The sequence below is a fragment of the Roseobacter sp. CCS2 genome, from assembly GCF_000169435.1.
Classification (GTDB): domain Bacteria; phylum Pseudomonadota; class Alphaproteobacteria; order Rhodobacterales; family Rhodobacteraceae; genus Yoonia.
Genome location: NZ_AAYB01000005.1, coordinates 24,864 through 49,770, shown reverse-complemented (window position 1 = coordinate 49,770; position 24,907 = coordinate 24,864). Strand labels below are relative to the sequence as shown.

Annotated in this window: 33 protein-coding genes; 17 read left to right on the top strand and 16 right to left on the bottom strand. The window is 52.3% G+C overall.

Features of this window, described 5'->3' with window-relative positions:
• Positions 1 to 391: 391 nt before the first annotated feature.
• Complete coding sequence (gene katG / locus RCCS2_RS14545) at positions 392 to 2,575, bottom strand: catalase/peroxidase HPI (protein WP_008235526.1); 2,184 nt, start codon at positions 2,573 to 2,575, stop codon at positions 392 to 394.
• A gap of 104 nt (positions 2,576 to 2,679) precedes the next feature.
• On the opposite strand from katG, the gene RCCS2_RS14540 reads away from it, so the two are divergent.
• The gene (locus RCCS2_RS14540) at positions 2,680 to 3,582 is read left to right on the top strand and encodes a hydrogen peroxide-inducible genes activator (RefSeq protein ID WP_008235525.1); all 903 of its coding nucleotides are present in this window, start codon (positions 2,680 to 2,682) and stop codon (positions 3,580 to 3,582) included.
• Positions 3,583 to 3,736: 154 nt separating this feature from the next.
• On the opposite strand, the gene RCCS2_RS18855 is transcribed toward RCCS2_RS14540, so the two are convergent.
• Positions 3,737 to 3,982, bottom strand: coding sequence for an Arm DNA-binding domain-containing protein (locus RCCS2_RS18855; protein WP_442852265.1), 246 nt, complete (start codon positions 3,980 to 3,982; stop codon positions 3,737 to 3,739).
• 277 nt (positions 3,983 to 4,259) lie between these two features.
• Positions 4,260 to 4,739 (bottom strand): MgtC/SapB family protein, encoded by a 480-nt coding sequence (locus RCCS2_RS14535; RefSeq protein ID WP_008235523.1) that lies wholly within the window; start codon positions 4,737 to 4,739, stop codon positions 4,260 to 4,262.
• Between the two features lie 432 nt (positions 4,740 to 5,171).
• Between RCCS2_RS14535 and RCCS2_RS14530 the strand changes: the two genes are divergently transcribed.
• Both RCCS2_RS14530 and RCCS2_RS14525 read left to right on the top strand, forming a co-directional pair.
• Complete coding sequence (locus tag RCCS2_RS14530) at positions 5,172 to 5,852, top strand: HAD-IA family hydrolase (protein WP_008235521.1); 681 nt, start codon at positions 5,172 to 5,174, stop codon at positions 5,850 to 5,852.
• A gap of 48 nt (positions 5,853 to 5,900) precedes the next feature.
• Positions 5,901 to 6,569 (top strand): L,D-transpeptidase, encoded by a 669-nt coding sequence (locus RCCS2_RS14525; RefSeq protein WP_008235518.1) that lies wholly within the window; start codon positions 5,901 to 5,903, stop codon positions 6,567 to 6,569.
• 357 nt (positions 6,570 to 6,926) lie between these two features.
• Here RCCS2_RS14525 and RCCS2_RS14515 read toward each other — a convergent pair whose 3' ends face one another.
• Positions 6,927 to 7,874 (bottom strand): YihY/virulence factor BrkB family protein, encoded by a 948-nt coding sequence (locus tag RCCS2_RS14515; RefSeq protein WP_008235516.1) that lies wholly within the window; start codon positions 7,872 to 7,874, stop codon positions 6,927 to 6,929.
• A 25-nt stretch (positions 7,875 to 7,899) separates the two neighbouring features.
• Positions 7,900 to 8,394: a ferritin-like domain-containing protein gene (locus RCCS2_RS14510; RefSeq protein WP_008235515.1), complete on the bottom strand. Its 495-nt coding sequence runs from the start codon at positions 8,392 to 8,394 to the stop codon at positions 7,900 to 7,902.
• Positions 8,395 to 8,530: 136 nt separating this feature from the next.
• Between RCCS2_RS14510 and RCCS2_RS18455 the strand changes: the two genes are divergently transcribed.
• Positions 8,531 to 8,701, top strand: coding sequence for a hypothetical protein (locus RCCS2_RS18455; protein WP_008235513.1), 171 nt, complete (start codon positions 8,531 to 8,533; stop codon positions 8,699 to 8,701).
• A 9-nt stretch (positions 8,702 to 8,710) separates the two neighbouring features.
• Complete coding sequence (locus RCCS2_RS14505) at positions 8,711 to 9,706, top strand: phosphatase domain-containing protein (protein ID WP_008235511.1); 996 nt, start codon at positions 8,711 to 8,713, stop codon at positions 9,704 to 9,706.
• 57 nt (positions 9,707 to 9,763) lie between these two features.
• Here the strand turns inward: RCCS2_RS14505 and RCCS2_RS14500 are convergent, their stop codons facing one another.
• Genes RCCS2_RS14500 through RCCS2_RS17990 form a run of 3 tightly spaced genes read right to left on the bottom strand, consistent with a single transcriptional unit; the run spans position 9,764 to position 11,391 of the window.
• On the bottom strand, positions 9,764 to 10,525 hold the full coding sequence (locus RCCS2_RS14500; protein ID WP_008235509.1) for a DUF3618 domain-containing protein: 762 nt from the start codon (positions 10,523 to 10,525) through the stop codon (positions 9,764 to 9,766).
• On the bottom strand, positions 10,518 to 10,913 hold the full coding sequence (locus tag RCCS2_RS14495) for a phage holin family protein (RefSeq protein ID WP_008235508.1): 396 nt from the start codon (positions 10,911 to 10,913) through the stop codon (positions 10,518 to 10,520). Before RCCS2_RS14495 ends, RCCS2_RS14500 begins: the two co-directional genes overlap by 8 nt.
• Positions 10,906 to 11,391: a hypothetical protein gene (locus RCCS2_RS17990; protein WP_008235505.1), complete on the bottom strand. Its 486-nt coding sequence runs from the start codon at positions 11,389 to 11,391 to the stop codon at positions 10,906 to 10,908. Before RCCS2_RS17990 ends, RCCS2_RS14495 begins: the two co-directional genes overlap by 8 nt.
• A gap of 133 nt (positions 11,392 to 11,524) precedes the next feature.
• On the opposite strand from RCCS2_RS17990, the gene RCCS2_RS18210 reads away from it, so the two are divergent.
• From RCCS2_RS18210 to RCCS2_RS14470, 4 genes are all read left to right on the top strand, one after another.
• Entirely contained in the window at positions 11,525 to 11,683 is a 159-nt protein-coding gene (locus RCCS2_RS18210; RefSeq protein WP_008235503.1) for a YqaE/Pmp3 family membrane protein, read from the top strand.
• Positions 11,655 to 12,041 carry a DUF4112 domain-containing protein gene (locus tag RCCS2_RS14480; RefSeq protein ID WP_156788568.1) on the top strand — a complete coding sequence of 129 codons (387 nt, stop codon included), beginning with the start codon at positions 11,655 to 11,657 and terminating at the stop codon, positions 12,039 to 12,041. The genes RCCS2_RS18210 and RCCS2_RS14480 overlap by 29 nt, the downstream gene beginning before the upstream one ends.
• A gap of 99 nt (positions 12,042 to 12,140) precedes the next feature.
• Positions 12,141 to 12,338 (top strand): CsbD family protein, encoded by a 198-nt coding sequence (locus RCCS2_RS14475; protein ID WP_008235500.1) that lies wholly within the window; start codon positions 12,141 to 12,143, stop codon positions 12,336 to 12,338.
• An 88-nt stretch (positions 12,339 to 12,426) separates the two neighbouring features.
• A complete protein-coding gene (locus RCCS2_RS14470) occupies positions 12,427 to 13,047 on the top strand; it encodes a hypothetical protein (RefSeq protein ID WP_008235498.1) in 621 nt (206 codons plus the stop codon).
• A 70-nt stretch (positions 13,048 to 13,117) separates the two neighbouring features.
• Here RCCS2_RS14470 and RCCS2_RS14465 read toward each other — a convergent pair whose 3' ends face one another.
• The 3 genes from RCCS2_RS14465 to RCCS2_RS14455 form a co-directional block, all read right to left on the bottom strand.
• Positions 13,118 to 13,387 carry a DUF883 family protein gene (locus tag RCCS2_RS14465; protein ID WP_008235495.1) on the bottom strand — a complete coding sequence of 90 codons (270 nt, stop codon included), beginning with the start codon at positions 13,385 to 13,387 and terminating at the stop codon, positions 13,118 to 13,120.
• A gap of 64 nt (positions 13,388 to 13,451) precedes the next feature.
• Complete coding sequence (locus tag RCCS2_RS14460) at positions 13,452 to 13,691, bottom strand: hypothetical protein (RefSeq protein WP_008235493.1); 240 nt, start codon at positions 13,689 to 13,691, stop codon at positions 13,452 to 13,454.
• 84 nt (positions 13,692 to 13,775) lie between these two features.
• A complete protein-coding gene (locus RCCS2_RS14455) occupies positions 13,776 to 14,504 on the bottom strand; it encodes a Crp/Fnr family transcriptional regulator (RefSeq protein ID WP_037294265.1) in 729 nt (242 codons plus the stop codon).
• A gap of 78 nt (positions 14,505 to 14,582) precedes the next feature.
• On the opposite strand from RCCS2_RS14455, the gene RCCS2_RS14450 reads away from it, so the two are divergent.
• The gene (locus tag RCCS2_RS14450) at positions 14,583 to 14,942 is read left to right on the top strand and encodes a hypothetical protein (protein ID WP_008235489.1); all 360 of its coding nucleotides are present in this window, start codon (positions 14,583 to 14,585) and stop codon (positions 14,940 to 14,942) included.
• Between the two features lie 206 nt (positions 14,943 to 15,148).
• Entirely contained in the window at positions 15,149 to 15,310 is a 162-nt protein-coding gene (locus RCCS2_RS18205) for a DUF1328 domain-containing protein (RefSeq protein ID WP_008235487.1), read from the top strand.
• Between the two features lie 191 nt (positions 15,311 to 15,501).
• On the opposite strand, the gene RCCS2_RS14440 is transcribed toward RCCS2_RS18205, so the two are convergent.
• A complete protein-coding gene (locus RCCS2_RS14440; RefSeq protein WP_008235486.1) occupies positions 15,502 to 16,134 on the bottom strand; it encodes an exopolysaccharide biosynthesis protein in 633 nt (210 codons plus the stop codon).
• A gap of 9 nt (positions 16,135 to 16,143) precedes the next feature.
• The gene (locus tag RCCS2_RS14435; protein WP_008235485.1) at positions 16,144 to 16,953 is read right to left on the bottom strand and encodes a response regulator; all 810 of its coding nucleotides are present in this window, start codon (positions 16,951 to 16,953) and stop codon (positions 16,144 to 16,146) included.
• A gap of 98 nt (positions 16,954 to 17,051) precedes the next feature.
• On the opposite strand from RCCS2_RS14435, the gene RCCS2_RS18450 reads away from it, so the two are divergent.
• The 4 genes from RCCS2_RS18450 to RCCS2_RS14420 are packed head-to-tail and all read left to right on the top strand — an operon-like array spanning position 17,052 to position 21,011.
• Positions 17,052 to 17,216, top strand: coding sequence for a NepR family anti-sigma factor (locus RCCS2_RS18450; RefSeq protein WP_008235482.1), 165 nt, complete (start codon positions 17,052 to 17,054; stop codon positions 17,214 to 17,216).
• Complete coding sequence (locus RCCS2_RS14430; RefSeq protein ID WP_008235480.1) at positions 17,213 to 17,767, top strand: RNA polymerase sigma factor; 555 nt, start codon at positions 17,213 to 17,215, stop codon at positions 17,765 to 17,767. The genes RCCS2_RS18450 and RCCS2_RS14430 overlap by 4 nt, the downstream gene beginning before the upstream one ends.
• The gene (locus RCCS2_RS14425; protein WP_008235479.1) at positions 17,764 to 19,473 is read left to right on the top strand and encodes a histidine kinase dimerization/phosphoacceptor domain -containing protein; all 1,710 of its coding nucleotides are present in this window, start codon (positions 17,764 to 17,766) and stop codon (positions 19,471 to 19,473) included. The genes RCCS2_RS14430 and RCCS2_RS14425 overlap by 4 nt, the downstream gene beginning before the upstream one ends.
• Positions 19,470 to 21,011 (top strand): phospholipase D-like domain-containing protein, encoded by a 1,542-nt coding sequence (locus RCCS2_RS14420; protein WP_008235478.1) that lies wholly within the window; start codon positions 19,470 to 19,472, stop codon positions 21,009 to 21,011. The genes RCCS2_RS14425 and RCCS2_RS14420 overlap by 4 nt, the downstream gene beginning before the upstream one ends.
• On the opposite strand, the gene RCCS2_RS14415 is transcribed toward RCCS2_RS14420, so the two are convergent.
• On the bottom strand, positions 20,975 to 22,006 hold the full coding sequence (locus RCCS2_RS14415; protein ID WP_008235475.1) for an AI-2E family transporter: 1,032 nt from the start codon (positions 22,004 to 22,006) through the stop codon (positions 20,975 to 20,977). The two genes, RCCS2_RS14420 and RCCS2_RS14415, sit on opposite strands and share 37 nt — an antisense overlap.
• Before the next feature lie 107 nt (positions 22,007 to 22,113).
• Here RCCS2_RS14415 and RCCS2_RS18445 point away from each other — a divergent pair, with 107 nt between their 5' ends.
• Positions 22,114 to 22,293, top strand: a complete 180-nt coding sequence (locus tag RCCS2_RS18445) for a hypothetical protein (protein WP_008235473.1) — start codon at positions 22,114 to 22,116, stop codon at positions 22,291 to 22,293.
• A gap of 121 nt (positions 22,294 to 22,414) precedes the next feature.
• Here the strand turns inward: RCCS2_RS18445 and RCCS2_RS14410 are convergent, their stop codons facing one another.
• Positions 22,415 to 22,603 (bottom strand): PLDc N-terminal domain-containing protein, encoded by a 189-nt coding sequence (locus tag RCCS2_RS14410; protein WP_008235471.1) that lies wholly within the window; start codon positions 22,601 to 22,603, stop codon positions 22,415 to 22,417.
• Positions 22,604 to 22,667: 64 nt separating this feature from the next.
• Complete coding sequence (locus RCCS2_RS14405) at positions 22,668 to 23,501, bottom strand: formate/nitrite transporter family protein (RefSeq protein ID WP_008235464.1); 834 nt, start codon at positions 23,499 to 23,501, stop codon at positions 22,668 to 22,670.
• Between the two features lie 145 nt (positions 23,502 to 23,646).
• On the opposite strand from RCCS2_RS14405, the gene RCCS2_RS14400 reads away from it, so the two are divergent.
• Entirely contained in the window at positions 23,647 to 24,867 is a 1,221-nt protein-coding gene (locus RCCS2_RS14400; RefSeq protein ID WP_050770833.1) for a DUF2254 domain-containing protein, read from the top strand.
• Positions 24,868 to 24,907 lie beyond the last annotated feature (40 nt).

The following is a 24,907-nucleotide window of genomic DNA, read 5'->3' as shown; positions in this document are numbered from 1 at the left end:
GTGCTTTGTGATTACTTGAACCAAGCATTGCAGTCGCGATCACTGTATCATGGATTGGCTGTCAACGATGGCGCTATGGGATTGGCAATATCTGAGCAGGTTTTCGAGTGCACCCCGAACCGGCCTTTAACAAAGGCATAGATATCTATGTGTTTGCCCGTCATCGACCCTACCATGATGGTGTCGCCAGATTTTGGTCTGGATCGACGGCTGGTCAAACGTTCGACCAGCGCGGCCAGAACGTGCATGTCATCGCAAAGACAGTTCAACACATTTTGGATGACGGCTGTAAGTGCGCGTAAAGCGGCGGCATCCCGCGTTAGGCGGACCTCACTGCCCTACGCATTGATTGCACCCGGGCGATTTGTAACCGCCCGGGTGCAAAGATCATTTACGCGACAAGATCGAAACGATCATTGTTCATCACCTTGGTCCATGCCGCAACGAAGTCACGCACGAACTTTTCGGCGTTGTCATCTTGGGCATACACCTCGGCATAGGCGCGCAGGATCGAGTTTGATCCGAACACCAGATCGGCGCTTGTGGCGGTGAACTTGACAGCACCTGTGGCACGATCACGCAATTCATATGTGCCACCGTCAACTGGATGCCATGTCATCCCCATATCGGTCAGGTTGACGAAGAAATCTGTCGTCAATTGGCCTGCACGGTCGGTGAACACGCCGTGGCGACCACCGCCGTGGTTGGTGCCAAGCACGCGCATACCACCCACCAGAACCGTCATCTCTGCGGCTGTCAGTCCCAGCAGTTGTGCGCGGTCCAGCATCATAGCTTCGGGTGAAACTGAATACTCTTTCAGCTGCCAATTGCGAAATCCATCTGCCAATGGTTCAAGCACGGAAAAGCTGTCAGCGTCGGTCTGTGCATCGGTCGCATCCCCACGGCCCGGCGTGAAAGGCACGTCCGCGGCAAAGCCAGCAGCCTTGATTGCCTGTTCAAGCCCAACATTGCCCGCAAGAACGATCACATCCGCGATGGATGCACCGGCATTCGCGGCGATAGGCTCTAGAATGCCCAGCACTTTGGCCAGCCGCTCTGGTTCGTTGCCGGCCCAGTCCTTTTGCGGGGCAAGGCGGATGCGGGCACCATTGGCGCCGCCCCGTTTGTCAGAGCCGCGATATGTGCGTGCACTGTCCCAGGCTGTGGTGATCATCTCGGCGGCACTCAAGCCGCTTTCTGCGATCTTGGCCTTCACCGCATCAACATCATAGCCGGTGTTGCCAGCCGGGATCGGATCTTGCCAGATCAGTTCTTCGTCAGGCACGAATGGGCCATAGTAGTTATCGCGCGGTCCCATATCGCGGTGGGTCAGCTTGAACCACGCACGGGCGAAAGCATCGCAGAAGAATGCCGGGTCAGCCATGAACTTTTGGCAGATCTCGTTATAGATCGGGTCCACTTTCATCGCCATGTCCGCATCTGTCATCATCGGCATGCGGTGCACAGCTGCGTCTGTCGGATCAACCGGCTTCTCTTCCTCTGGCATATCCACAGGCTGATATTGATAGGCCCCGGCAGGTGATTTGGTCAGCTCCCACTCATAGCCGAACAGATAATCAAAATAGCCCATGTCGAACTTTAACGGCTCTTTCGACCACGCGCCCTCAATCCCGGATGTAAAGGCCATGCTTGCCTTGCCGCCCTGATCGGGATTGCTCCAACCAAAGCCTTGGCTGTGCACAGGGCAACCTTCCGGCTCTGCGCCGATATTGTCATCAGTCATGGCACCGTGCGCCTTGCCCACTGTGTGGCCGCCGCAAGTCAGTGCCGCTGTTTCCACATCATCCATCGCCATGCGCGCAAAGGTTTCGCGGATATGCAGGGCTGTGCGTGCCGGATCGGGGTTGCCATTCACACCTTCAGGATTCACGTAGACCAGACCCATATGCACAGCCGCGAGCGGGTTTTCCATTGTGCCGGGCGTGTCCAGATCGCCATAGCGGCTTTCCGACGGGGCTAGCCATTCGTTTTCAGAACCCCAGTAAACATCCTTTTCCGGGCCCCAGATATCTTGGCGACCAAAACCGAAACCAAAGGTTTTCAGACCCATCGCTTCATACGCCACGGTTCCGCTGAGCAGGATCAGATCGGCCCATGAAAGCGCATTGCCGTATTTCTTTTTGACCGGCCAAAGCAGACGCCGCGCCTTATCCAAGCTGGCGTTATCGGGCCAGGAATTCAACGGCGCAAAGCGGATGTTACCGCCACCGCCGCCACCGCGACCATCACCCAAACGGTACGACCCGGCAGAGTGCCACGCCAGACGGATCATCAAACCGCCATAGTGCCCCCAATCGGCAGGCCACCAATCCTGACTGTCAGTCAACAGCGTTTCAACGTCAGCGCGCACCGCTTCGAAATCCAGCGCTTTGACGGCCTCGCGGTGGTTGTACCCTTCGTCCATCGGATCGGTACGGCGATCATGCTGATGCAGAATGTCGAGGTTCAACGCCTCGGGCCACCATTTGGTCACTGCGTTGTCGGTCGCCGTATTGCCGCCGTGCATAACGGGGCAGCCGCCACCCGTTTTGTGATTGATCGGATTGCCGTCCATGAGATCTCTCCTCTGTCGATGATTTTCGGTGCTTGCGTCCCGTTTAGAATGATTCAAGAATAAGCTCCAATACATTCTACAAATACCAATGATAAGTTTTGCAAATGAAGTCACTGACGCTCAAACACCTGCGTTATTTTGAAGCGCTGGCCAATCACGGCCACTTTGGGCGTGCCGCAGATGCCTGCATGATTTCGCAACCAGCCTTGTCTTTGCAGATCAAGGAGTTGGAAGGGGTCATGGGCGGTCCCTTGGTCGAACGCGCCGCACGGCAAATCCGCCTGACCGCATTGGGCGAAGATTTTTTACTGCGCGCCCGCGATATTCTGCACCGGATCGAAGACCTCGATGCTTTGGTGCGCAAGCGCGACAGCCCTTTTTCGGGACGTCTGCGCATTGGGGTCATTCCGACGGTGGCACCTTATCTTTTGCCCAAGATTATCGGCGCGCTTTCGGTGCGCTATCCTGACCTTTCGCTGGAACCCAAGGAAACCATCACGCAATCGCTGGTACACGAAATCCTTGCGTCGCGGCTGGACGTTGCCATCGTCGCTTTGCCTGTCTCGGAACCTGATTTGCAGGAATTCACTTTGTTTGATGAAGAATTTCTCTTGGTCCGCCCGGCAGGTGATGCCGCCCTGCCTGTTCCTGATGCATCAGCGCTGCCAGCGATGCAGCTGTTGTTGCTGGAGGAAGGACACTGCTTTCGCGATCAGGCCCTGTCGTTTTGCAATTCCACCGGGACGCGTGCACGCAACATCATGGAAGGCAGCTCGCTTTCGACCTTGGTGCGTATGGTCAGTGCGGGGATCGGGGTGACCTTGATCCCTGAAATGGCACGACCCTTTGAAACCCGCTCGGCGGATGTTTCTGTGCAGCAGTTTCCCAATCAACCGCCGCGCCGCACCATCGGAATGGTCTGGCGCAAAACCAACCCGTTAAGCGAAGAGTTGATGGAAATCGGAGCGATCGTGCGCAAAGCGTCAGATGAAATGCCGGATTACTAAGCGGCGCCTGAAAGGGTGGGTGCTGCGCCTTTCGCTGTTATTTAAGTCCTGATGCCGATGGTGCTGTAACCCACCCCATTTTTGATGAGGCCGTCATTAGAATCCAAGTTGCTTTCAATTTCTGTATCGGGGTCATCTCGCCGATGCCTACGTATTATCTTTGGGTACGCTTGTCGGTCATCAAATCACGCCATCGATCTCGCTTTATTTCTGCCTGTGCAAGTGTATAGGACCGAACTGATTCAAGTCCCAGTTCGCACCGTTTCTTCAAAAAAGTGTAACGGAACATCCAACTGCCCTTAGCGTGTCCTTTTGCATCGCGTCTTGTGATGAAAAGGTAAGGACCTCCAGCGTCGGCATGCTTCCCGACCGTCGTGGTCTTTAGAACATTTGGTGCCAGCTTTGCTAGTCAATTCATTCCCCGAATATCCCTAATTTCTGGGGAATAACCCCGCATATCGTGATGCTTAGTGAAACAGACGGCAAGATCAAATACTATGTTGTTATGGCAGCTATGTGCGCTAACGAAACAAAGTGGAACTGGAAGAAACATGTATTCGTGCCTCTCTTGGACACTATTTCTTTTCTATATATGCTACTTCCAAAGGTATCAGGCAGTTCTGATCGCACCCTGATACCGTCTTATTTTCGTGATAAGGTTTAAAAAAGCCAGACTTTCAGCTGGCGTCAGGTCGGTCGTCTGCACCGCGTTTTTCCATAAACCGGCTGGCTGCAAGCAGCGATGCAGCAAGAATGGCGCAGGCCACGGCAAACATTCCAAACCCTGCGCCAGCTGCCAAGCCAAGCGCGCCTGCCACCCAAAGGCTGGCTGCTGTCGTCATACCCCCGACTTTTTGGTCGCCTTGGATAATGGCCCCTGCTCCAAGGAACCCCAGGCCGCCAACCAACCCTTGGATCACCCGCGTTGGATCAGCTGCAAGCCCCTGTGCGACCATGTTCGTTGACATTTCAAACGATACGATCGTGAATGCTGCGGAACCCAGCGACACCATCATGTAAGTTCTGATCCCGATCCGGCGGTGCCGCACTTCGCGGTCAAGTCCGAGGATCGCACCGGCCAGCAGTGCAAAGATCAGTCTGACAAACCAGTCGGTTTGCGACATGCCAAAATCCAGAAAACTATGCCACTCTGCCATCGCTGCTCTTTCACAAATTGCGAAACGGATGTCGCAGTATCACACGTCACCCATCATATTTGAAACTATAGGTGCATTACGGCAGAAAGATCGCGTTAGCATTGGCAATTCTTTCATACGGAATGCGTGGGTTGCGATATCCTCATGTGTGCCAAAGTTAGTGGCCGGGGGCTTGAGCTGCTGAAATCTGCTTCAACGGGGAGATGCAGCAGATTTCAGCAGGCTGGATAAGCCAGCAAATAGACCGGGACATGGCCTGTTATGTGAACTGAACCCAGCCGATCCAAATTCGTTCCCGCACATCCAAAAGAAGTTTCTTTCGCATCAAACGGAACTTACGCTAACACCAGTCGTTCATTCTTGGTGCGCCGCAAGAGATCAGCGCAAACAACCGTGGCCCGCGATGGCCTTTTCTGACAAGGAATTTCTGACATGGACAAACGTGCCATTATTTTCGGCTCAATCGGAACGATTGTTGAAACCTCTGCCATGCAGCGCGAGGCCTTTAATCAGTCTTTCGCAGAGGCAGACCTTGATTGGCACTGGTCAGAGGAAGAATATATTTCACTTTTGAAAAAATCCGGAGGGCGGCAGCGCATTGCTGACTATGCAAATGCCAAGGATGCAGATGTATCTGCCAGCGCGCTACACAATCGCAAGACCGAGATTTTTAACGAAATGATGGTGAAAGAAGGTCTTAAACCGCGCCCCGGTGTGCTGCCGCTGATCCGGTTTGCCAAAGAACAGGATATGAAGCTGGGCTTCGCAACAACAACGTCGAATAACAACATATGCGCGATATTTGATGCCTTGGAAGGCGCGTTGCATCGCAGTACGTTCGATTTTGTTGGTGATGCTGATGAGGTCGCCAAGTCAAAGCCAGATCCCGAGATCTATTATCGTGCCATGACAGCACTGACTGTCAACGCCGATCAGTGCCTTGCAATCGAAGATACTGCTGTGTCAATGCAAGCCGCAACTGCCGCCGGCATTGCATGTGTGGCATTTCCCGGTGCTTACGCTGGCGCCAATAATTTCGAGGATGCTTACCGGATCGTGGATCAGTTGGATCCGCATCTACTGCCGGTTTTGACATCAGACGCGGAACGTTAGGCGCGGCCTAGGCGTTGACCTCTTGCAATATTTTGCGAGGAGACACCAATGTTGAACCGACGCCATTTTCTGAAACGCACATCTGCGCTGTTTGGCGCGGCTGCTTTGCCCGCATTTGCAGCTCAACCCGCTATGGCGGATCGCAGCAATTGGGCGCGCTGGGATGCGCAGGTGACACCGGATGGTTATATCCCGGAAACGACAAACCCATGGGACATTCACCCGCGCTTTTTGCCGGCCCGCGTTGAAGCCAACGCTGGCCTAGTCCCCGGTGACATCCACGTCGATCCTATTGCGCGCTATCTTTATCATATTGAACCAGGCGGCACAGCGATGCGCTATGGCGTAGCGATTGCCAAAGGCAACCTTTATGAACCCGGTGTTTATACCATTCGCCGCAAGGCACGTTGGCCGGGTTGGACGCCCACAGCAGATATGATCGCGCGCGAGCCAGAGGTTTATGAACGCTTTGCGGACGGCATGCCCGGTGGCCCGCAAAACCCGCTAGGGTCGCGTGCATTTTACCTGTTTGAAGGGAACCGTGACACATATCTACGCATTCACGGCACGAATGAACCTTGGACAATCGGCGGCCGCGCCAGTTCTGGCTGTGTGCGCATGATCATGGCCCATATCAACGATCTATATACCAACGTCAGCACAGGTGGGCGTGCCCATCTTTACAGTACGGAACGATTGGTTACAGCGACAAGCTAGCCCGCGCAGATAGGGCGGCCCTCGATTGATTTGAGTGGTAATAACGTTGTTTCGACCGGGCCCGCGTATTCGTACCAATAACAATTATCAGCCTCGCGCAGCCTTGCTGTCGCGAGGTTTTGTCTGGGGTCTGCGATCGCAATCACCGCGTCAGGCACTCCGTTTGGTTCCTGCGGCTCTGGGCTGGCGCAGCCAGCAACGGTAGCTAGGGTAAGTAGCGGAATAAGTTTTGAATAAGTCATCGTTATTACTCTTTTTTATCGTCAGATATCGCGTGTTGTAACGTGGGTAGAATATTAGAATTGGCTTTCGTCACTTACACCAAGTTCAGGCCAACTTAAGCTATGATCACAAACGCTAGCTATGCTGTCGATCGCCCAAGTTATCAGCCTTTTCCGCGTCGCGTGACCCCATTGGTCTGTCTTGGCCAACGGTTGTGTCGTGGCGGGTCTGCGCTTCCATCTCTGCGTTTAGTTCAGCACCAAGGATGATGACATATGCAGAAATCCATAGCCACATCAGCAGGATAACAACGCCCCCCAAAGCGCCGAAACTTTCATTGTAGGATCCAAAGTTTGCAACATAAAAGGCAAAGCCAGCAGACCCTAGCAGCCAAAGAAAGCAGGCTGCAATTGCACCGGGTGTTGCCCATTGCATTTCTGCCGCATCGCGTGACGGCCCGTACCTGTAAAGCACAGCAAGGCCGACAAGCGTCAGACCCAAAAGTACGGCAATAACAACAACTGTGCCAAGTGTTTCTGTTACCACACCAAGACTAAGCGCGTTGATCGCAACCGGGACTGCGATCATTGCAGAAAGGCCAATCAGTAAACCAATAATAAGAAGCAGGGTGAGGCCCAGAGTTTCCAGTTTCAGTCGGATGAATCCGCGTTCTTCGATCTCGTCATAAGCGACATTCATACCGTCCATCAGACTTCCCATGCCTTTGGACGCAGAATAAATCGCCAATCCGATGCCCAAGAGTGCAGCAAGACCCAAACCACCTTCGCGCGATCCCGCAACTGCTGTTGCTTGCTCTGTGATAATGGTCATGGCGGCCTCTGGGACGATACCGGCCAATGCTGAGAGTTGTTCAATGATCTGGTTCGGTTCAACCAGAAGCCCGCCAATGGCAAGAATTGCTGTGATCGCAGGAAATAGCGCCAGCAATCCATAAAAAGCCACTCCCGCGGCGATCAGACCAACCCGATCTTCGCTGACTTCGTCTTTCAAACGCAGGGCAATATCTTTCCAGCCCTTGCCAGGAATATCGGATGGGGATGATGCGTTCCGGCCGCGGGACATGGCGGGTCTCCTAGATGTTTGGGGTTCAGGCTGCGGCTTTATTGATGCCACCTTTGGCGATGTCCGTCATAGTGCGGTCGCCGTCGTAGGTATTATCAAGGCATTCTTGCAGCACCGCGCCATCGTCATCGTGACCCAGGCGGTTGGCAAAGGCGACCAAGCAGCCATAACCAGCAAGCGCATAATGTACCATGCGCTGGTATTGCGTGATGATCATTGCGTCGCGCACGGCGTCATCACCAAAATCGGCGTCAAGCACGTGGGCTTTTGCTTCAGCCACAAGGCCTTCCATGCCTTTGCAGTGTTCGCCATTGGGTTTGATATCGTGCGTATTACAAATCTCGGCCAGTTTTTGCAGGCCATCGTTCATGCCGTTCACCCCGGCGATCAACGCCTCGGACAGGTCCTTGTCTTTCGCGGCGCGGCCCAGTTGGGTGACGACATCGACAGCTTGTGTGTTTGCACTCCATAGATCTTGCAGTTGATCATGATAGACATCTTCGAGATTTTCCATTGGCATGATATGCCTCCTGTTCTTTGCGTTCGACTTGAAATGATAACGCAAAGCGGGGTGGTTGGTTCCCCTAGCCACCTTGAGGGAACTGCACAGGGTCTTTCGCGTTGGTTCATCAGACTAATGAGAAAAGGAGACCCCAATGGATACCGGATTTATCGTCATCCTGCTGGCGCTCTTCACTTTATTGGCCTTCGTTGTGATAGCGATTGTCAGTAAACGGAAGACCGAAGCACGGATGGAAAATGACAACGCCGAGAAATCAACACTCGCCGCTGATAAACCATCCGACGGCAAACCAGCAGACGTATAAGACAGACGCATGGCTGCTAAACTTGCCCTTGCGCGCATGACCCACACGGTTGAGCGTACTTTCGACAAAGTCAGACGCGGCCCCGCCCGCGATGATCCGATTATCGATTGTTATGGTGGATATACCACCGCAACACAGATCATCATAAGGGGTCGCGTCTTGGCCAAGGCCCGCGCCATCAGCGCAGAAGGGCCCCAATCAATCTGGCGAAACTTTACTGATTTTCTTAATCTATTTTATACTGACGAATTACGCGATGTTGTCATCACAACGACGGATGGCCAGGCACGCACTGTAACTGACGAAGAAGGCTTTTTCTTCCTCACGCTTGATGCCACAGCGCCAAACATACCTCAGATCGTTGAGATTCAGGCAGAAGGTGCCGCAGAAACGCATCATGTTCCCATTCTTTCCAGCCATGACGCCAGTTTCGGCGTGATTTCCGATATTGACGACACTTTGCTGCGCACTGGCGCATTTTCATTGCTACGCAATTTGTGGACATCATCCACAGGCAACGTTCACACCCGAGAAATCTTTCCCGATGCAATCAAGTTATTGCAGCAGTTCGCAGAACATGACGCGTGTTTTTTCTACGTCAGTTCGTCGCCATGGAATTTGTACGACTATTTGCAGGCGATTTTTCTGCGAACGGGCGTACCGCGCGGCCCGTTTTTCCTGCGCGATTTGGGGATCTCGGACACGCAGTTCATCACCGGCACCCATGGAGATCACAAAACCGATGCTATCGAAAAGGTGCTGCTGGCAAATCCGTATCTGGCCTTCACGTTGGTGGGCGATACTGGCCAGCATGATCCGCATATCTATGCAGATATTGTCGTGCGGCATGCCGGGCGGATCAATCAGGTGATATTGCGCCGCCCCAGTGATGCCGACCTGCCTGATGAAGTGACCAAAGACATCGCCCGCATACGTGATGCAGGCACACCCGTGCATTTGGATTTTGACTATCGAAAACTGCTTGACGATGTCGCGGTCGAATAAGACAGCAAAAAGGGGTGGCGTTATACGCCACCCCTTTCAATTCATTCTACTTATTGACTAAGCGCGAAGTTTTGCAGGCGTTGTACCGACTTTATCTGCCAATGCGGTTTCAGCCTGTGCCTTGGCTTTCAACATTTCTTCTTCCAACGCGTTGCGCGCATCAGCCATCAGTGCATCACGACGCGCACCCAGCAAAGCATCCTCACGTCGCGTTCCAGGCAGCAACGACCCGGCAAGTATACCAAAGCCCAGCGCAAGCGCGCCTACGGTCAGCGGCTGTTCGTAAACGAAACCTTTGGTTTTGCGTGCAGCCACACGTGTCTGACGCTCAATGCTTTCTTGGGCGGCGATTGCAGCTTCGCGTGCTTTTACAACGCGTCTGCGGGCGTTTGGCGGCAGTTGATCCAAGCCAGTATTCAACGCTGACTTCAGCTTGGATGCCTGTGGTTGCGGCTCTATCTCGCCGGTCATGTTTTCACGCATCGCCACGTCAGCTGCGGCAACACGGTCATCAAAACCATCCATCGCTTCATGAGGATGATTTGCCGTAGTTTGCGGTCTGGATACAGGCAGCGGTCGGCGCTGTGACCCTGCGGCCAGCAAACCCATACCGATTGTAACTAAAAGGCCACCGGCAGGCTGGTCGCGCAATGCATTCCACGCTTTCAGCGCCAGATCACCGCCTATGTCGGTTGCGGCGGTCGTTGCTTCTTGTGCGATAGCTTGTGGTTTTACCGTATCGGTCAATGCGTCCAGTGTACCTGCTAGGCGGGCGCGGTCAGCTTCAACCTGTTTTGAAATTTCGTCGATGTTAGACATTTGATGCCTCCTTGATCGCTGTAATGTCGCTGCGCAAACTGTCTGCTGTACGCTCTGGTGTCAGGGCATCAGCACTTAGGCGGGATTTGCCAGCCATTGCAAAACCGATTGCTGTGATCAGCAAAATGCCACCCACAATCAATGCAGCCAGCCCGACAGACACGCCATTTGCAGCGATGTAAGCCACTGCCGCGCTTGCCAACACATTAAGCGACACCAGCGCCATCAACATTGCGATTGCAATGAACATGATGCCAATGCCAGCCCGTGTTACAATGCGTGACATCTCGGCACGTGCCAGCTGCAATTCGCCTTGAATAAGTGACGTAAACTGGCGCAAAGAATCCACCAGAAGCGACGGCGCGTCTTGTAATGGGTGCTTAGCCATAGTTCCGCTCTCCATTCACGCGACCGTCGGCGTCTGGTTGGTTCATACGCTCCAGACGCGATGACCAAGGGTCGGTGCTGTGCGCATAAGTCATCGTACGAGGCTCACGTGCTTTCAAAAAACGTGCGGCGGCAAAACCTGCAACAGCTGCTCCGCCAATAAACAATAATGGATTACGGCGCGCCATATCAGTCACTTGACCGGCAAGTTCACCGATATCGGCATCGCGCAATTTCACGGCAGCATCTTCGATGCGATCTGCCACTTGTTGCACGGCTTGCGCCTGCGGTGATGCGGGATCAAGTTCGCGCGCGGCGGCATCGGCTGAATCAGCGGCTGCCTGCATCTTGCTTGTGGCTGTATCCTTGATCTGGTCGGCCTGTGCGACCGCCTCTTGCTTGGCCGCGGCCTTTGCCTGCGTACCCAATTCTTTGACGTGTTCTGTTGCATAACGGCTGAGATCGGAAGTGTCTGACATTTGTTGTCTCCTCTTCATTCCTTGTTTCAAAGAGATAACGCCGCGTAGCGCTGTTGGTTCCCATAGAATGGCAAGGGAACGAAAGGGCATTCGCGGCGTTAACAAGTAACAGCAAATAAAAAGAGAACACGTTATGGATCTGCTACGTATCATCGTTGCCGTCATTCTGCCGCCCTTGGGCGTTTTTCTTGAGGTCGGCCTTTCACGTCAATTCTGGCTTAATATTCTGCTGACGCTGCTAGGCTATATCCCGGGCATCGTGCATGCCGTCTACATTATTGCGCGTCGTTAAAGTGCGCCCTGATCTTGAGAAATATGAACGCTGGGCCGATGCGTTAGACACTAAATTCAGTATCTTCGGTCTTCCCGTTGGCTGGGATTCGATCCTTGGCCTGATACCGGGGGTTGGTGATGCTATTACGGTCATCCCGGCCGCTTTGATGATGAAAGACGGATATCGCGCTGGCATGCGCAAACGCGCGCTGGGGCGGATGGCGTGGAACACCGGTTTGGACCTGACCCTTGGGTCAGTGCCATTGGTGGGCGACATTTTTGATTTCGCATTCAAAAGCCACAAGAAAAACGTGGCGGTTCTGCGTGCTGAGATGGAGCGGACCGATCAGATGGTAGCGACACAACTATCAGACTAACACTTTGCCATATATCACGACGGGATTGCACGGTGTCGTCCCCTCGCTAGCCTGGCAAAGACCATCCCGAAAGGCACCGATGAACAAAGGAGATTTCAGATGAACTGGGAACAAATCAAAGGAAACTGGACACAAGCCAAAGGTCAGCTGCGTGAAGAATACGGCGAATTGACCGATGACGAGATGGAACAGGCCAAGGGCGAACGTGAACAGTTGGTCGGTCTGATCAGCGAAAAATACGGCAAGGCCAAATTCGAGGTCGAAAAAGAGCTTGATCAATTGTTCAACAAGAACTGATCAATGATCAAACTATGCGATCATACAAAGGGGCTGGCCAAACTCGGGCCAGCCCTTTGTCGTTCTGCAATAATAGGAATACTGAATTATGAAAGCCACCCATCTTATCGGGCATGACCTGCACCACACGACAGATCCTGATATTGCCGGAAAAATCACGGATATCGTGTTTGATCAGTCGCTTAAGGAAGCTGCGTATTTCCTAGCAGAAATTACCGCACCCGCAGCAACAGCCACCATTTTGCTAAGTCCCACGGTTCTGAACCTGGTGGACGACAAGATCGAAATCAGCGCATCGGCAGAGGATATTGCGGAACGGATTGATGCTTCGATCCGGCGCACATCGGTTGATGTCGACCCGACAGCGCTGCCCAGCACATTGATCGGCCCTTTCGGGAATACAATGTCACCAAGTTTGATTGCTGCGCTTTTTAATGCACGTACTGGTCCGGAAAAGGTAAAGGCACCGATTGAAGGTGGCGGCGTTTGGTTCACAGATCTGAAAGGCCACGCCGTTCGGGCGCATGTAGCTGATATCGGCCATGTCAGCGATGTTGCTTTGCGCCCTGACCTTACAACTTGTGACGTGATCGAAGTAGCGGCGTTTGATGGCGATCATATGACGTTACCACCTGCAAATATTCAAAGTGGGCAGAGTGCAGACGGTGGGTTGTTGTTGTCAGTTAGGCAGGATGGTGAACGAACCTAAGCATCGTCTAAACCACCAAAAAAAAGCCGCTGCAAAATTTGCAGCGGCTTTTTTTTCAAGCGCGTCGATGTTAGTCGCGACCGCGCAATGCCAACCCAAGTAAGATACCTACGCCCAAAGCGCCGGCTACAGCGGCACCGGGGTTTTCACGGACAAATTTTGTGCCGGATTCAGTCAGCTTTTGGATCTCATCAGTTGCTTGCTCTGTCACTTCGGCGATCTTTTCCTGCGCAACTTCAACGCTCTGCTCAATGCTCTCCACGGCTTGGTCTTTCATCGCCTTCGCGGATGTGCCCTTGTTGTCAGCAAGGCCTTTTTCGATTGCTGCATTCTGTGTCATCGTGTCTCCTTTCAATGATACATGCCGCAACCAATGCTGATCGCGGCATGTATTCTAGCTATTCTTAGCTTTCGTCTTCTTCTGGGCTTTCGATATCCACCGTTGGTACTTCAACAGTGACCTCTTCTGTGCCCACTTCGATATCACCAACATCGGCATCGAATTCTGGCATATTGCCACCCTCGACGGATACATCAACGTCAGGCAGACTGCCTTCTTCGGTCTGGTCGATATCGATCATATATACACCAAAACCGATGGCAACGGCTGCGACGACGACTGCGATTACTGACATCATTTTCATTTTATCATTCCCTTCAATTAGGTTACGGAAAGACAACAAACGCCTTCGACAAAAGTTCCCACAATTCAGCAGTAAATGCGAAAATTAAAGGATCGGGCGTTTTTCAACGCTACAATCATCCAACAACCCGATGTCTGCCAGCGCATCAATGTCAGTGATGCTTAATGCGCCGTCTGACCAATGCGCAAGCTGGCGGCCCTTTAGGGTCGCGAGGGTCTTGTTTGTATGAACAAGCGACAATCCCAATGCATCAGCCAGATCTTGTTGGCGGTAAGGGAACGGCATCTGGCCGTTGTTGACGAGATTGAGTGCTTGACCGCGCAAGAACACCTTGGTCAGCGCCCAAGCAACTGCTTGTAGTGCATCACGCTGTCCGACCGCCGCCAGCGCGTCACCCAAAAAGTGTTCTTCGACAGCGGCCAACCATGTGATCGAAAATGCACGTTTGGGATTGTCTTTAAAGAAATTCCAGATTGCAGATCTGTTGAAAACGCACAACGTCATCTTGGTTGTGGCCTCGACCGAATGCCCCATTTCGCCCATCACGCCTGCTTGCAGTCCGATGAAGTCACCGGGCAAGATCAGGTTCACGACCTGTCGCTTACCATTTTCAAGGTATTTGTAACGCAGCCCCATGCCATGAAGCGCCGTAAACAGCTGTGGGCTGTTGGAACCTTCCATCAGGATTGGCGCGCCTTGATCCACGACAAGTTCGCCGACTTTGAAACGCTGCATCGCGGCCACCTCATCACGAGACATATCGGTAAAAAGATCACGTTTACGCAAGGGGCAATGTTCACATTTTGTCGCCAACTTTTTCGTCTCCTTATGTCATAGATTAATGCGGCGTCATTTACGGCATGTTAATTCTTGTCGGTCTGAGGGAGCTATATGTCTAAGACCTTTATCATTTTGGAACCTGACCCGGTTGTTGCCATGGATTTGGAAGGGGCGCTGATCCAGCGTTTTCCAAGCTGCCATGTGACCGCCGGTGCGTCGCTGCAAGAGATTGGCGCGGCGATCCACCAGTGTGGGCCCGATACGACAATGTTTGTAAAAAATACGCTCTTTATCGGAGACGATGATTTCAAACGTGTCGTACAGACTGCTGCGACCCGTGGCAGTCATATTGTGACGATTGGCGCTGTAGAAGATTTAGATGTCCCCTCGACTTTCGTAGAAATGCCTTTCACAACTGACATGGTGATCGCGGCAGTCGACCACGTAACCTCAGCACCCCTTCAAAGTTAAGTTGTTCATCGATGGCGGGGCTTTCGTGTGCTTTGTATCATGTGACATTTGATTTCCCTTGGTCTGACGTTGGCTGATGGTCCAACGCGGGTAATGCAATTTGGTTGCATCAGACGTTTATGGAACTCTTTACAGTTTTGCCCGTTAATTTCGCGAAGTGTGCTGTGGCTGATCCACGGTGCCCAAGCTGGAATAAGGAGTAAACCATGTTATATTATGCACTCGCATTTCTGTTAGTTGCGATCATTGCAGCCATATTCGGCTTTGGCGGTATCGCTTCAGCTTCGGCTGGCATCGCACAGATTCTGTTCTTCGTTTTCCTGGTGCTTTTCTTGGTGACAATTGTCGTGCGAGCATTGCGCGGCTGACATTCATCAATGTCAATAAGATTACAGAAGAGTATCAAATGACATACAAAGCTGATGTCATCAGTGAGCCACAAGACATCACATCTGATCTGTGGTCGAGAGCAGCAAAAAAGCGATGTAATACTCAATCCGCTAACCGCTAACTGAAAAAGCTTAGGTCCTGTAGCGATTACGCTACGGGGGACCTTATTTCAGGTAATTCCTGTAAAAATGAGATAGAAAATAATGCTGTAAGGCACCATGCCAAGCAGCAAGGCAAGCCCATCGCGTGCCAACATCCCAAGCGCCAACAAGGCGACACCAATACCCATGATCGAGGATGTGAATGGAATGAATTCCAACAATGGCATGCAGGCGCCAGAGATTGCGCAGACCATTTGTGGGACGAAAATCATTGGACGCCTTACAAACAACCGCAACCGTTTGTCAGTACGATCATCCAACCAAGCGGCTGCCGGTCTTAAATATGCAAATGCCTTGCTGACCACATCGCCTTTGACATTGCGTCGCAAAATCCATTTGGGGAGCCATAACCTATCACGTCGCAACAGCATTTGTAGCGAGATGAGTACGATCATTAATCCCATCAAGGATGAAAAAAGGGGTATCCCGCTTAATGGGGTGGCCACCGCCAACGCTGGCAACAATAGGACCGGCGCAAAGCTTGCGTCACCAACCGCGTCTATGACATCGCGGACAGTAACCACTTCCGCTTCGCCGGTTTTGATGACCTTTTCAACTATTTCGGTCAGGCTTGGCAAAACAGGTGGGTTTTGTCGCGCAGAAGGCGTCACAACCGCCCCCTGCCCGGGATCAGTCGACATTCCTGTGCCTCAGCCTTTGAGCGTCGCAGTTGACGCAAAGAACATGGCCTGGCTGACCGCAGACTGAACCTGCGCTTCCTGAAATGGCTTTGAGATGAGAAATGCCGGTTCCGGACGATCACCGGTCAACAACCGTTCCGGGAATGCCGTGATAAAGATCACCGGCACATCCATTTTCTTAAGCAGATCATTCACAGCATCAATGCCAGACGAATTATCTGCAAGCTGAATATCAGCCAAAATCAAATCCGGTTCTTGTTCGTCGCCCAGCGCCAGCGCTTCGGTGTGGGTCCGTGCCACGCCGGTTACGTCATGGCCAAGTGTGGTAACAATATCGGTCAGGTCTGCGGCGATAATTGGTTCATCCTCAATAATCATCACCCGGCCCTGCACACTTTGGGACAGTTCGTTATTGGCTGTCGTGATCAGGCGGCGCACCTCGTCATCGTCCACATCCATAATTTTTGCGATGTTTGCGATGCTGAATTCCTCAATCGTGCGCAGCAAAAGCGCTTCGCGTGAGTTCGCAGTCAGCTTGGACAAAAGGCCATGGGCACGCCCACGCAAATCATCGTCCGGGTCGGTAAACAATTGGCCGGATGATGCCCAAATGGCGTGAAAACACTTGAAAAGGTTCACTTTCATCGGGTTGTCGTTGTCAAAATCGCTTCGGTCCTTCAGGATTACCTCAAGCGTGGCAACTGTATATTTGTCGCCCCGTGCCTGCGACCCCGTCAACGCACGCGTGTAGCGACGCAAGTATGGCAATTCTGCCGCGAGAAGATCGGAAAACGTTGTCTCCGGTGCGATATCGTGCATTTTTTTACCTTTTTAGTATTTTGTTGGAACCAAACGCATACATAGTAAGTTAGTTCCGTGCGTACAAAACTATTTTTAAGATGAGGCTCGGCGAGTAAATGACAACAGAAAACGATCCAAAGCAGGAAAGGATCGATCGCTACATCGACCAAAACCTGAAGAAGGTTTTTTCTGATCTTGAGAAAGATCAGATGCCCGATGAAATCGTTGATCTGCTATCGGTGCTTCGCGCGCAAGATAAAGAGATGCAGGCCGACAAATGAGCGAAGTTGATCCCAAGGATGAGCTGGTAACACATTTACCAGCGCTCCGCGCGTTCGCGTTGAGTTTGACGCGCAACCGCGCGACAGCTGACGATATGATGCAAGACGCGGTGTTGAAAGCTTGGTCAAACATGGACAAATTCCAGCCCGGTACAAATATGCGTGCTTGGTTGTTCACTATTTTGCGTAACAATTATTACTCATCTCGCCGCAAGTTGAACCGTGAAGTTGCCGATGTTGATAACGCATTTTCAGACACGCTGGCGGTGAAACCGGATCATGATGGTCGCTTGCAAATGATGGATTTCAAGAATGCGTTTGCACAGCTGGCAGACGAACATCGCGAAGCATTGATTTTGGTTGGGGCATCTGGATTTTCTTACGAGGATGCGGCTGAAATGTGTGGTGTTGCTACCGGCACGATGAAAAGCCGTGTGAACCGTGCCCGCGCAAAACTGACAGAAATATTACAGCTAGAGGATGATGAAGCGATGGAATTGACCGACACAGCCACCATGGCGGTCGTAGGCAGCCCTAACCTTCCATCATGATCCCAACCCAATGGTACAAGCGTCTCAACGTGCAGTTGGTTGTCCTTTTGACACTTGCCCTTCTGCCATTGGGTTCTGTCGCTATTTTTCAAACCAATCGTGTCGCTGCAGAAGCTGACCGCACCGCTGGACTAGCATTTTTAGGGCTAACTGACCGCGCGGCGCGCGCAGAACAGGTGTTGATCGAACGCGCCGTCGGTGCGGCACGCCTGCTTGGATCGATTGCACCAGATCTTTTGGATGCGCCCGACAGCTGTGTGCCGGTACTGTCGCGGTTTGTTAAGGGCAGTCCAGATTATAGTTTTGTCGGTATATTGCCGCCTTCAGGGATTGTCGCATGTTCGTCCGTCGAAGAGATCATAGATTTTTCAGCTTACCCAAACTTCGAAACTAGGATGGCGCAGCAGGAACCTACAATCGTGGTTAATCGCAGCGCCAGCGTAAGTGGTGATTCTGTCTTTGTGATTTCTGAACCATTTAATGTGGACGGTGAATTTGGGGGCTTCGTTTCCGTCTCAATTCCGCACACGCGGCTACCTGAAACGACACAAGCGCTTGAAGCGCAGGGGCTGGTCGAACTGATTACGTTCAACAATGATGGTGCGATCTTGACGACCCGGTCAGGATTCGGCGAAGCAGAGCCGGAGCTACCCAGCGGCCTACAGTTGGAAAATCTTTCGCTTGATGAGGCACAGACCTTTCGAACCCAAAATCGTCGCGGTGTGGAAAGGCGTTATAGCATTGTCGCCATCGAAGGCAGCCCCGCTGCTGTCATGGCAATTTGGAATATCGAAGAAGGCCCGCTTAGTAGCCTATCGTCAGATATAGCACCTGCGCTTTTTCCGATCCTGATGTGGTTTGCCAGTATGGGCGTTGCAATGCTTGCTATGCACACGCTTGTCCTGCGACACCTTAGCCGTATCAGGACCAAGATGGATCATTTTGCAGACACGCGGCGGGTTGTAGAAGTCGACGGCGACACCGTATTTACACCGCTTGAGATTGAAGATCTTGAACGAAATTTCGAACGTATGGGCCAGGAAATCATGCGCGACGAAGCCACGCTGGAAGGTGCGTTGCGCGAAAAAGGTGTTCTGGTGAAGGAAATCCACCACCGCGTAAAGAATAACCTACAGCTGATTTCATCGATCATGAACATGCAGATCAGATCCGCGAAACACGATGAAACCCGCGATATTCTGCGCCGTATTCAAGACCGTGTACTTAGCCTGGCCACGATCCATCGCGATTTATACCAGTCCCAAGATGCGGGCCGCGTGAATGTGGGTACATTGATCGCAGAAATCGTCGAAAAATCGGTTGAGCTCGCGATTGCAGATGGCAGTAAGATCAACGTTCAAAGCGACATTGACCCGTTGTCATTATACCCTGATCAGGCTGTGCCGCTGTCCCTTTTGGCGGCCGAAGCCGCGACCAATGCTATGAAATATATCGGTGACGCACGACAAGACGCGGCAAAGATTGATGTGCAATTGAAACAGAATGGTTCGTCCTGCATCTTCGTTTTCTCAAACACGATCGGGAAGGCTACGCAGCAGGAAAGCACAGGTCTTGGTGCCAAGTTGATGAACGCGTTTGCGCTTCAGCTTGGCGGCCAAATAGATATCGACCAGACCGATGATCTTTATACGATGACGTTGACGTTCAATGCGCTTGAATTCGAACCAGAGGCTCGGGATTATTGACCACGACAGAAGAACAACGTGACTTTGAAGTTCTGATCACAGCCGCGGAGGCTTATCCGCGTCTGGAGCAGGAATTCCTGTCTGCACGTTCTGAAATTGTGGCTGGCTTTCGGTTGTTCGACCCGTGGACAACGTTACGATCAAAAGAGGCCCAAGCGCAGGGTACAGATTGGTTTGACCTGATCGTGCACACCCTGAATCGCGGTGTCAAAATTCAGCTTGTGATCACCGATTTTGATCCGGTGGTGCGGATGGATATGCACTATTATGCGTGGCGATGTCTGCGTGGCCTGATTGCGGCAGGTGAAGCTTCCACTCATCCCCAAAATCTGAACGTTCGGGTTGCGATGCACCCTGCACGACTAGGGATGCTACCGCGCACCGCACTTTGGTGGCGATCTGTAAAAGAAATCAAGGCACAGATAGATCGCATTACGGGTCAAGACGACGTCACGGTTCAAAGTTTGCTGGAAACGGCCCCGGACATCCGCAAACTAACCAAAAAAGAAGGTGATACGCTAAAGGCGCGTATTTTTCCGCCGCCTGCCTTGGTGCCCGTCACCCACCACCAGAAACTGGCGGTGTTCGACAGCGCGCGGCTTTATATCGGGGGGCTTGACCTGAATGACCGTCGCTATGACACGCCAAAACATCAGCGTGACAGCGAAGAGACATGGCATGATGTACAGGTGCTGGTCACGGGCGATGTCGCTGTAGAGGCGCGCACCCATCTTTTGCAGATGGATGATGGCTTTAACGGGCGCACCCCTTATCGCCCGAAAAAGCTGCTGCGCACTATGTCAGCCAAGCGCCGCTTTGCACTGCCCTATATGTCGCCCCGCCCTATTATCAGCGAAATTGCGGATGCCCATCGTACAGCCATCGCGCAGTCAGAAGACCTTATTTACTTCGAAACCCAGTTTTTGCGTGATGAGGACTTGGCCCGTGCACTTGCCGCGCGTGCGACTGAACAGCAGGCACTGACCATGATCATCATGCTGCCCGCAGCGCCAGAAGATATAGCCTTTACAGATACCTGGGGCCCTGATGCTGCTTTTGGGGAACATTTGCAGGCCAAATGCATCGACATTATTCATGATGCCTTTGCCGAACGCGTCTTTATCGGATCACCAGTGCAACCCCGCACCCATGTTACCGATGGCCGCGATACCCATTTCAACGCGCCAATCATTTATCTTCATGCCAAAGTGTCGATCTTTGACGATCACACAGGCATCTTGTCGTCAGCCAACTTGAACGGTCGCAGCCTGAACTGGGATACAGAAGCCGGCGTTCAGACGGAAACAGCAACAGAAGTTGCCCAATTGCGGCAGCGATGCTTTGATCATTGGCTGGGTGATGCCGCCGCGCCAGAGTTTTATGACCTAAAACAGGCTTATGAGGCTTGGGCAGTGCTGGCGGCGCGTAACGCGCAAAAGGCGCCTGAAGATCGGCAAGGATTTGTTGTTCCCTACCGCGTAGGGCCTGGCAAAGAAGATGCTCAGTTCCTGCCGGGTGTACCTGTGGAAATGGCCTGATCGTCAAAACCTTTGGCCACCGTTAATATCCAGATTAATAGCGGGATCGCGATGATGCCGCCAATCGGGCCCCAAAGCCAAAGCCAGAAAACCAAGGACAGAAATACCAAAAGCGGATTCACTGACAGGCTTTTGCCGACAAGTGTCGGGGTCACAAACTGCGCCTCGATTGCGTTCATCGCGATATAGACGGCCGCTGGCAGAAAGCTAGCAGCGCCATCGAAAACGACAATACCCATCACCGTCAGCATCGCAATCAACAGGGCTGGTCCCAGATACATGATAAAATTCAGAAGAAAGGCCAGTAGCCCCCATATCATCGGGGAAGGTACACCGATAATCTGCATGACCACAGCAACCAGCGCGCCAAGCGCAAGGTTTATTGTCGAAATCGTAAGTACATAGCGTGACACCTGTTTTGCAGCGCGCTTGAGGTGCATGTCAGTCAGGTAGCTGATATTGCTGCTTAGCCAATCATAAACCGCATCGCGGGCCAGCAAGAAGAAATACAGTGTACCCGTGAAAATCAGAAACTGTGCAAGGAACTGTGGGGCGTAGAATAAAGCGTCTGTCAGCGATGGCAGCGCGACAGCTTCGTCTGTGGCATTTTCAACTACAGCATCGTTTGGTTCAATCGCTGCGGCCATATCCTCAGAAATTTGTTCAAGCCCACGCAGAATACGGCGCATTTCGTCAACGGTTGCCCGCAATTCTTCGCGGATCACAGGACCTTGGCTGATCGCTTGGGTAATGTAGGGTTCAATCAGCAAAAGCAGTATCAAAATCGCGCTTAGCGCTAACAAAACCGATAAAGCCGCAGCGACCGCAGCAGGAACGCGCAATCTGTCCCATAAATCCGACAGTGGCGTCATGACGATGCCCAATAGGATCGCTGCAAGGATTGGCGCCATCAGATTTCTGGTAATATGAAGTGCAGCAAGCGCCACAACAAAGGTTAGCGCCACAAGGCAGACCGTATTGATCTTTGACTGCATTGCTATCGCTCCTTCAGCATCAAACACGCCAAACCGACAAAAGTTCCCTGTCAGGGAACGAATAGTCGGTTCTCGCGTTAATCCACCAACAGTAGATAAAGGAGTTCATGATGTCAGCGTCAGAAACCAACATCGAAAAACAGGCGAAACGGCACCGCGGGCCGCTTGCAGGGATCGCATTTGCGCTTCTGTGGGCAGGCGTACTTTTCGCCGGTTTTATGATCTGGACCGCATATCAGGGTGATAACCCAACAGCGGAAAGCCCAGCGGCTATCGTTTCAGAGTAGATAAAATTAAATGAGTGTAGAAAAGGTGCCGGTTGGCGCCTTTTTTATTGGCACCGCGGGATGGCACACAAAAAAGAGGGCGCGTGTTTCCACGCGCCCTCTTTCTATAAATTCTGTTATCTTAGGCCGCTACAGCGGAACCACGTGGTCCTGCGATCAGCCAGATGATGAAGCCGATGATTGGCAGTACCAGCACCAGCAACGTCCAAAGAACCTTGCTTCCGGTTGATGCGCCTGAGCTAAAGATTGAGATGATCGCCCAGATGTTCAGGGCCAGTACGATCAGTCCACCAAGTCCAGCATATTCCATTTTAAAAATCCTCCGTTCTACGGTTTCTTCACCAACACAACACAATACGCCGCGAATAGTTCCGTTATTTCTTTCGGGCCCCTTCAGGAAGTTCGCGACGGACCTGACCAAAGGCCAGCAAAGCAAAGATCACAGTACCACCCAAGATATTGCCAGCCAGCACAGGCAGGAAAAACCCAAAGAGCGCGTCACTGAAGGGTAACATGCCCTGCACCATCAAAAATGCCATCTCAACGCTGCCAGCGACGATATGGGTAAAGTCGCCCGCCGCGATCAGCCATGTGAAGACAAGGATCACAAAAAAGCCAAAGCCGTCGCTTTCCGGTAGCATCCAAACAATTGCGGCCACCAGAATGCCCGCAGGTATCGCCCGCTGAAAACCTTCACTGGCACCAAAGCCAGTGGCGTGTTCGGACAGTTCGGTTATTGCCGGAATAAGCTCAACCGGGATAAAACTGCCGTAAGCAAAGGCTGTCGCCACACCAAACGCCCCAATCACGTTTGCCAGCAACACAATGCACCATAAGATGACAAGCCGTTTGAACATGGACCAAACCGGGTTGTGCATAACAGGCAAAACGGTGGTAATGGTATTTTCGGTAAAAAGTTGCATGCGCCCCAAAATCACCACCAGAAATCCAAGGCTGTAACCAAGGTTTTCCACCAGATACGACCACTGAGCATCAGGTAGGTACGTGCGGAAAATAGCCTCGCCCAAAACCGAAAGTGAGATCATTAAACCAGCTGCAATACCTGACCAGAACAGCGATCCATTGGGACGTTCAAGTTCTTCCTCACCATCGCGCCGGATGATTTCGAAGATATGTTTTGAGGCTAGCCCTTCGGTTTTTTTGATCAAATCTTCGTCTTCATTGGATGTCTGGTTCGGGTGCGTCATACAAAAGCGTCCTCAAATGTCAATTTATCCCCAACGCGATGGGAACGCTTTTGGTTCCGGCGGCGTTTAAGTCTTTATGAAAGATACATCGCAACATGGTTCAGGTTTGAATAAGGTAAAGCGTAACCAAGGGCCGGGACTAACGATGGGAAAACGCGCATATCTGTATAAGCTGTTGCAGGATCTGCGCGCCAGCTACTGGTTTTTGCCGTCTATACTGGTGTTTGTCGGATTGATCCTTGCCAGTGTAATGGGCTGGATTGATCAAAACCCTGACATGGTCCCCTTTACATTGCCAGACAGCCTTTTGGATACGCAGGCTGATGGCGCGCGATCAACTCTCGCGGTGATTGCCCAATCGATCATAGGTGTGACCGGCGTTATGTTTTCAATGACCCTTGTCGCCGTGTCATTCGCATCGGGTAACTTTGGGCCACGTTTGATTGGCAACTTTATGCGCGACCGGGGCAACCAGATCAGCCTTGGTATTTTGATTGCGACCTTTGTCTATGCGCTGACGGTGTTACGCACGGTGCAAGACGGCAACGAAGGTGACGTGCTGCAATATGTGCCGCAGTATTCCATTTTAATGGCGCTGGCGCTGGCGTTGCTATGTATCTTTACGCTGATTTATTTCGTGCACCATGTGCCTGAAACGATCAATGTCTCTCGTATTTCGGCCAGCATTGGCGCCCGGTTGGAACATCAGATTAAACATTTGATTGATGCTCACGAAGATGCCGGAACGCCGCCAGATATCCCGCACCGTGCACCTGATGATGTGATTACGTCTGACACCTCTGGCTACATCCAAACGGTGAACTTTGATCAGTTGAATGATCTTGCCGAAGATAACGATTGGCAAATCAGAATGGCCTCGGCGATCGGAGCTTTTGTGACCTGTGAAACCCATGTTTTTGATATTTGGTCCAATGATCCCATCAGCGACAGTGACCATGCGGCGATACAAGGATGCTTCGCTGTTGGTGCCAGCCGGACCGAGAACCAGAACCCCACGTTTTTGGCTGAACAACTGGTGGAAATGGTGGCACGCGCCTTGTCCCCGGGCGTTAACGATCCTTACACAGCGATGGATTGCCTTAACCGGCTTGCCGCCGCTTTGACGGTTGCGGCCTGCTATGAAGGTGGCTTGCAAGACCCTGCCCATCCGCGCGTTTCATTTGATCACCTGAGTTTTGACAGGCTTTTCGCTGCCAGTTTTCCCTTATGCCGCCAATATATCAAACCTGATGCGCTGACCCTGCAACATGCCCGCGTGCTATTGGACAATCTGCATGAGGTTGCCCGCAGTGAAGACCGAGCCATCATCCAGACCGAAATTGAAATGCTGTCGACCACCCACTAGGGAACCAAAGGTGGCACTGCGCGGTTTGTTTTTCATCAAG

What these genes read in the sequence shown, in the direction of transcription:
- katG (WP_008235526.1), bottom strand. Translation starts at nt 2,575, where the DNA reads ATGGACGGCAATCCGATCAATCACAAAACGGGTGGCGGCTGCCCCGTT.
- RCCS2_RS14540 (WP_008235525.1), top strand. Translation starts at nt 2,680, where the DNA reads ATGAAGTCACTGACGCTCAAACACCTGCGTTATTTTGAAGCGCTGGCC.
- RCCS2_RS14535 (WP_008235523.1), bottom strand. Translation starts at nt 4,739, where the DNA reads ATGGCAGAGTGGCATAGTTTTCTGGATTTTGGCATGTCGCAAACCGAC.
- RCCS2_RS14530 (WP_008235521.1), top strand. Translation starts at nt 5,172, where the DNA reads ATGGACAAACGTGCCATTATTTTCGGCTCAATCGGAACGATTGTTGAA.
- RCCS2_RS14525 (WP_008235518.1), top strand. Translation starts at nt 5,901, where the DNA reads ATGTTGAACCGACGCCATTTTCTGAAACGCACATCTGCGCTGTTTGGC.
- RCCS2_RS14515 (WP_008235516.1), bottom strand. Translation starts at nt 7,874, where the DNA reads ATGTCCCGCGGCCGGAACGCATCATCCCCATCCGATATTCCTGGCAAG.
- RCCS2_RS14510 (WP_008235515.1), bottom strand. Translation starts at nt 8,394, where the DNA reads ATGCCAATGGAAAATCTCGAAGATGTCTATCATGATCAACTGCAAGAT.
- RCCS2_RS18455 (WP_008235513.1), top strand. Translation starts at nt 8,531, where the DNA reads ATGGATACCGGATTTATCGTCATCCTGCTGGCGCTCTTCACTTTATTG.
- RCCS2_RS14505 (WP_008235511.1), top strand. Translation starts at nt 8,711, where the DNA reads ATGGCTGCTAAACTTGCCCTTGCGCGCATGACCCACACGGTTGAGCGT.
- RCCS2_RS14500 (WP_008235509.1), bottom strand. Translation starts at nt 10,525, where the DNA reads ATGTCTAACATCGACGAAATTTCAAAACAGGTTGAAGCTGACCGCGCC.
- RCCS2_RS14495 (WP_008235508.1), bottom strand. Translation starts at nt 10,913, where the DNA reads ATGGCTAAGCACCCATTACAAGACGCGCCGTCGCTTCTGGTGGATTCT.
- RCCS2_RS17990 (WP_008235505.1), bottom strand. Translation starts at nt 11,391, where the DNA reads ATGTCAGACACTTCCGATCTCAGCCGTTATGCAACAGAACACGTCAAA.
- RCCS2_RS18210 (WP_008235503.1), top strand. Translation starts at nt 11,525, where the DNA reads ATGGATCTGCTACGTATCATCGTTGCCGTCATTCTGCCGCCCTTGGGC.
- RCCS2_RS14480 (WP_156788568.1), top strand. Translation starts at nt 11,655, where the DNA reads ATGCCGTCTACATTATTGCGCGTCGTTAAAGTGCGCCCTGATCTTGAG.
- RCCS2_RS14475 (WP_008235500.1), top strand. Translation starts at nt 12,141, where the DNA reads ATGAACTGGGAACAAATCAAAGGAAACTGGACACAAGCCAAAGGTCAG.
- RCCS2_RS14470 (WP_008235498.1), top strand. Translation starts at nt 12,427, where the DNA reads ATGAAAGCCACCCATCTTATCGGGCATGACCTGCACCACACGACAGAT.
- RCCS2_RS14465 (WP_008235495.1), bottom strand. Translation starts at nt 13,387, where the DNA reads ATGACACAGAATGCAGCAATCGAAAAAGGCCTTGCTGACAACAAGGGC.
- RCCS2_RS14460 (WP_008235493.1), bottom strand. Translation starts at nt 13,691, where the DNA reads ATGAAAATGATGTCAGTAATCGCAGTCGTCGTCGCAGCCGTTGCCATC.
- RCCS2_RS14450 (WP_008235489.1), top strand. Translation starts at nt 14,583, where the DNA reads ATGTCTAAGACCTTTATCATTTTGGAACCTGACCCGGTTGTTGCCATG.
- RCCS2_RS18205 (WP_008235487.1), top strand. Translation starts at nt 15,149, where the DNA reads ATGTTATATTATGCACTCGCATTTCTGTTAGTTGCGATCATTGCAGCC.
- RCCS2_RS14440 (WP_008235486.1), bottom strand. Translation starts at nt 16,134, where the DNA reads ATGTCGACTGATCCCGGGCAGGGGGCGGTTGTGACGCCTTCTGCGCGA.
- RCCS2_RS14435 (WP_008235485.1), bottom strand. Translation starts at nt 16,953, where the DNA reads ATGCACGATATCGCACCGGAGACAACGTTTTCCGATCTTCTCGCGGCA.
- RCCS2_RS18450 (WP_008235482.1), top strand. Translation starts at nt 17,052, where the DNA reads ATGACAACAGAAAACGATCCAAAGCAGGAAAGGATCGATCGCTACATC.
- RCCS2_RS14430 (WP_008235480.1), top strand. Translation starts at nt 17,213, where the DNA reads ATGAGCGAAGTTGATCCCAAGGATGAGCTGGTAACACATTTACCAGCG.
- RCCS2_RS14425 (WP_008235479.1), top strand. Translation starts at nt 17,764, where the DNA reads ATGATCCCAACCCAATGGTACAAGCGTCTCAACGTGCAGTTGGTTGTC.
- RCCS2_RS14415 (WP_008235475.1), bottom strand. Translation starts at nt 22,006, where the DNA reads ATGCAGTCAAAGATCAATACGGTCTGCCTTGTGGCGCTAACCTTTGTT.
- RCCS2_RS18445 (WP_008235473.1), top strand. Translation starts at nt 22,114, where the DNA reads ATGATGTCAGCGTCAGAAACCAACATCGAAAAACAGGCGAAACGGCAC.
- RCCS2_RS14410 (WP_008235471.1), bottom strand. Translation starts at nt 22,603, where the DNA reads ATGGAATATGCTGGACTTGGTGGACTGATCGTACTGGCCCTGAACATC.
- RCCS2_RS14405 (WP_008235464.1), bottom strand. Translation starts at nt 23,501, where the DNA reads ATGACGCACCCGAACCAGACATCCAATGAAGACGAAGATTTGATCAAA.
- RCCS2_RS14400 (WP_050770833.1), top strand. Translation starts at nt 23,647, where the DNA reads ATGGGAAAACGCGCATATCTGTATAAGCTGTTGCAGGATCTGCGCGCC.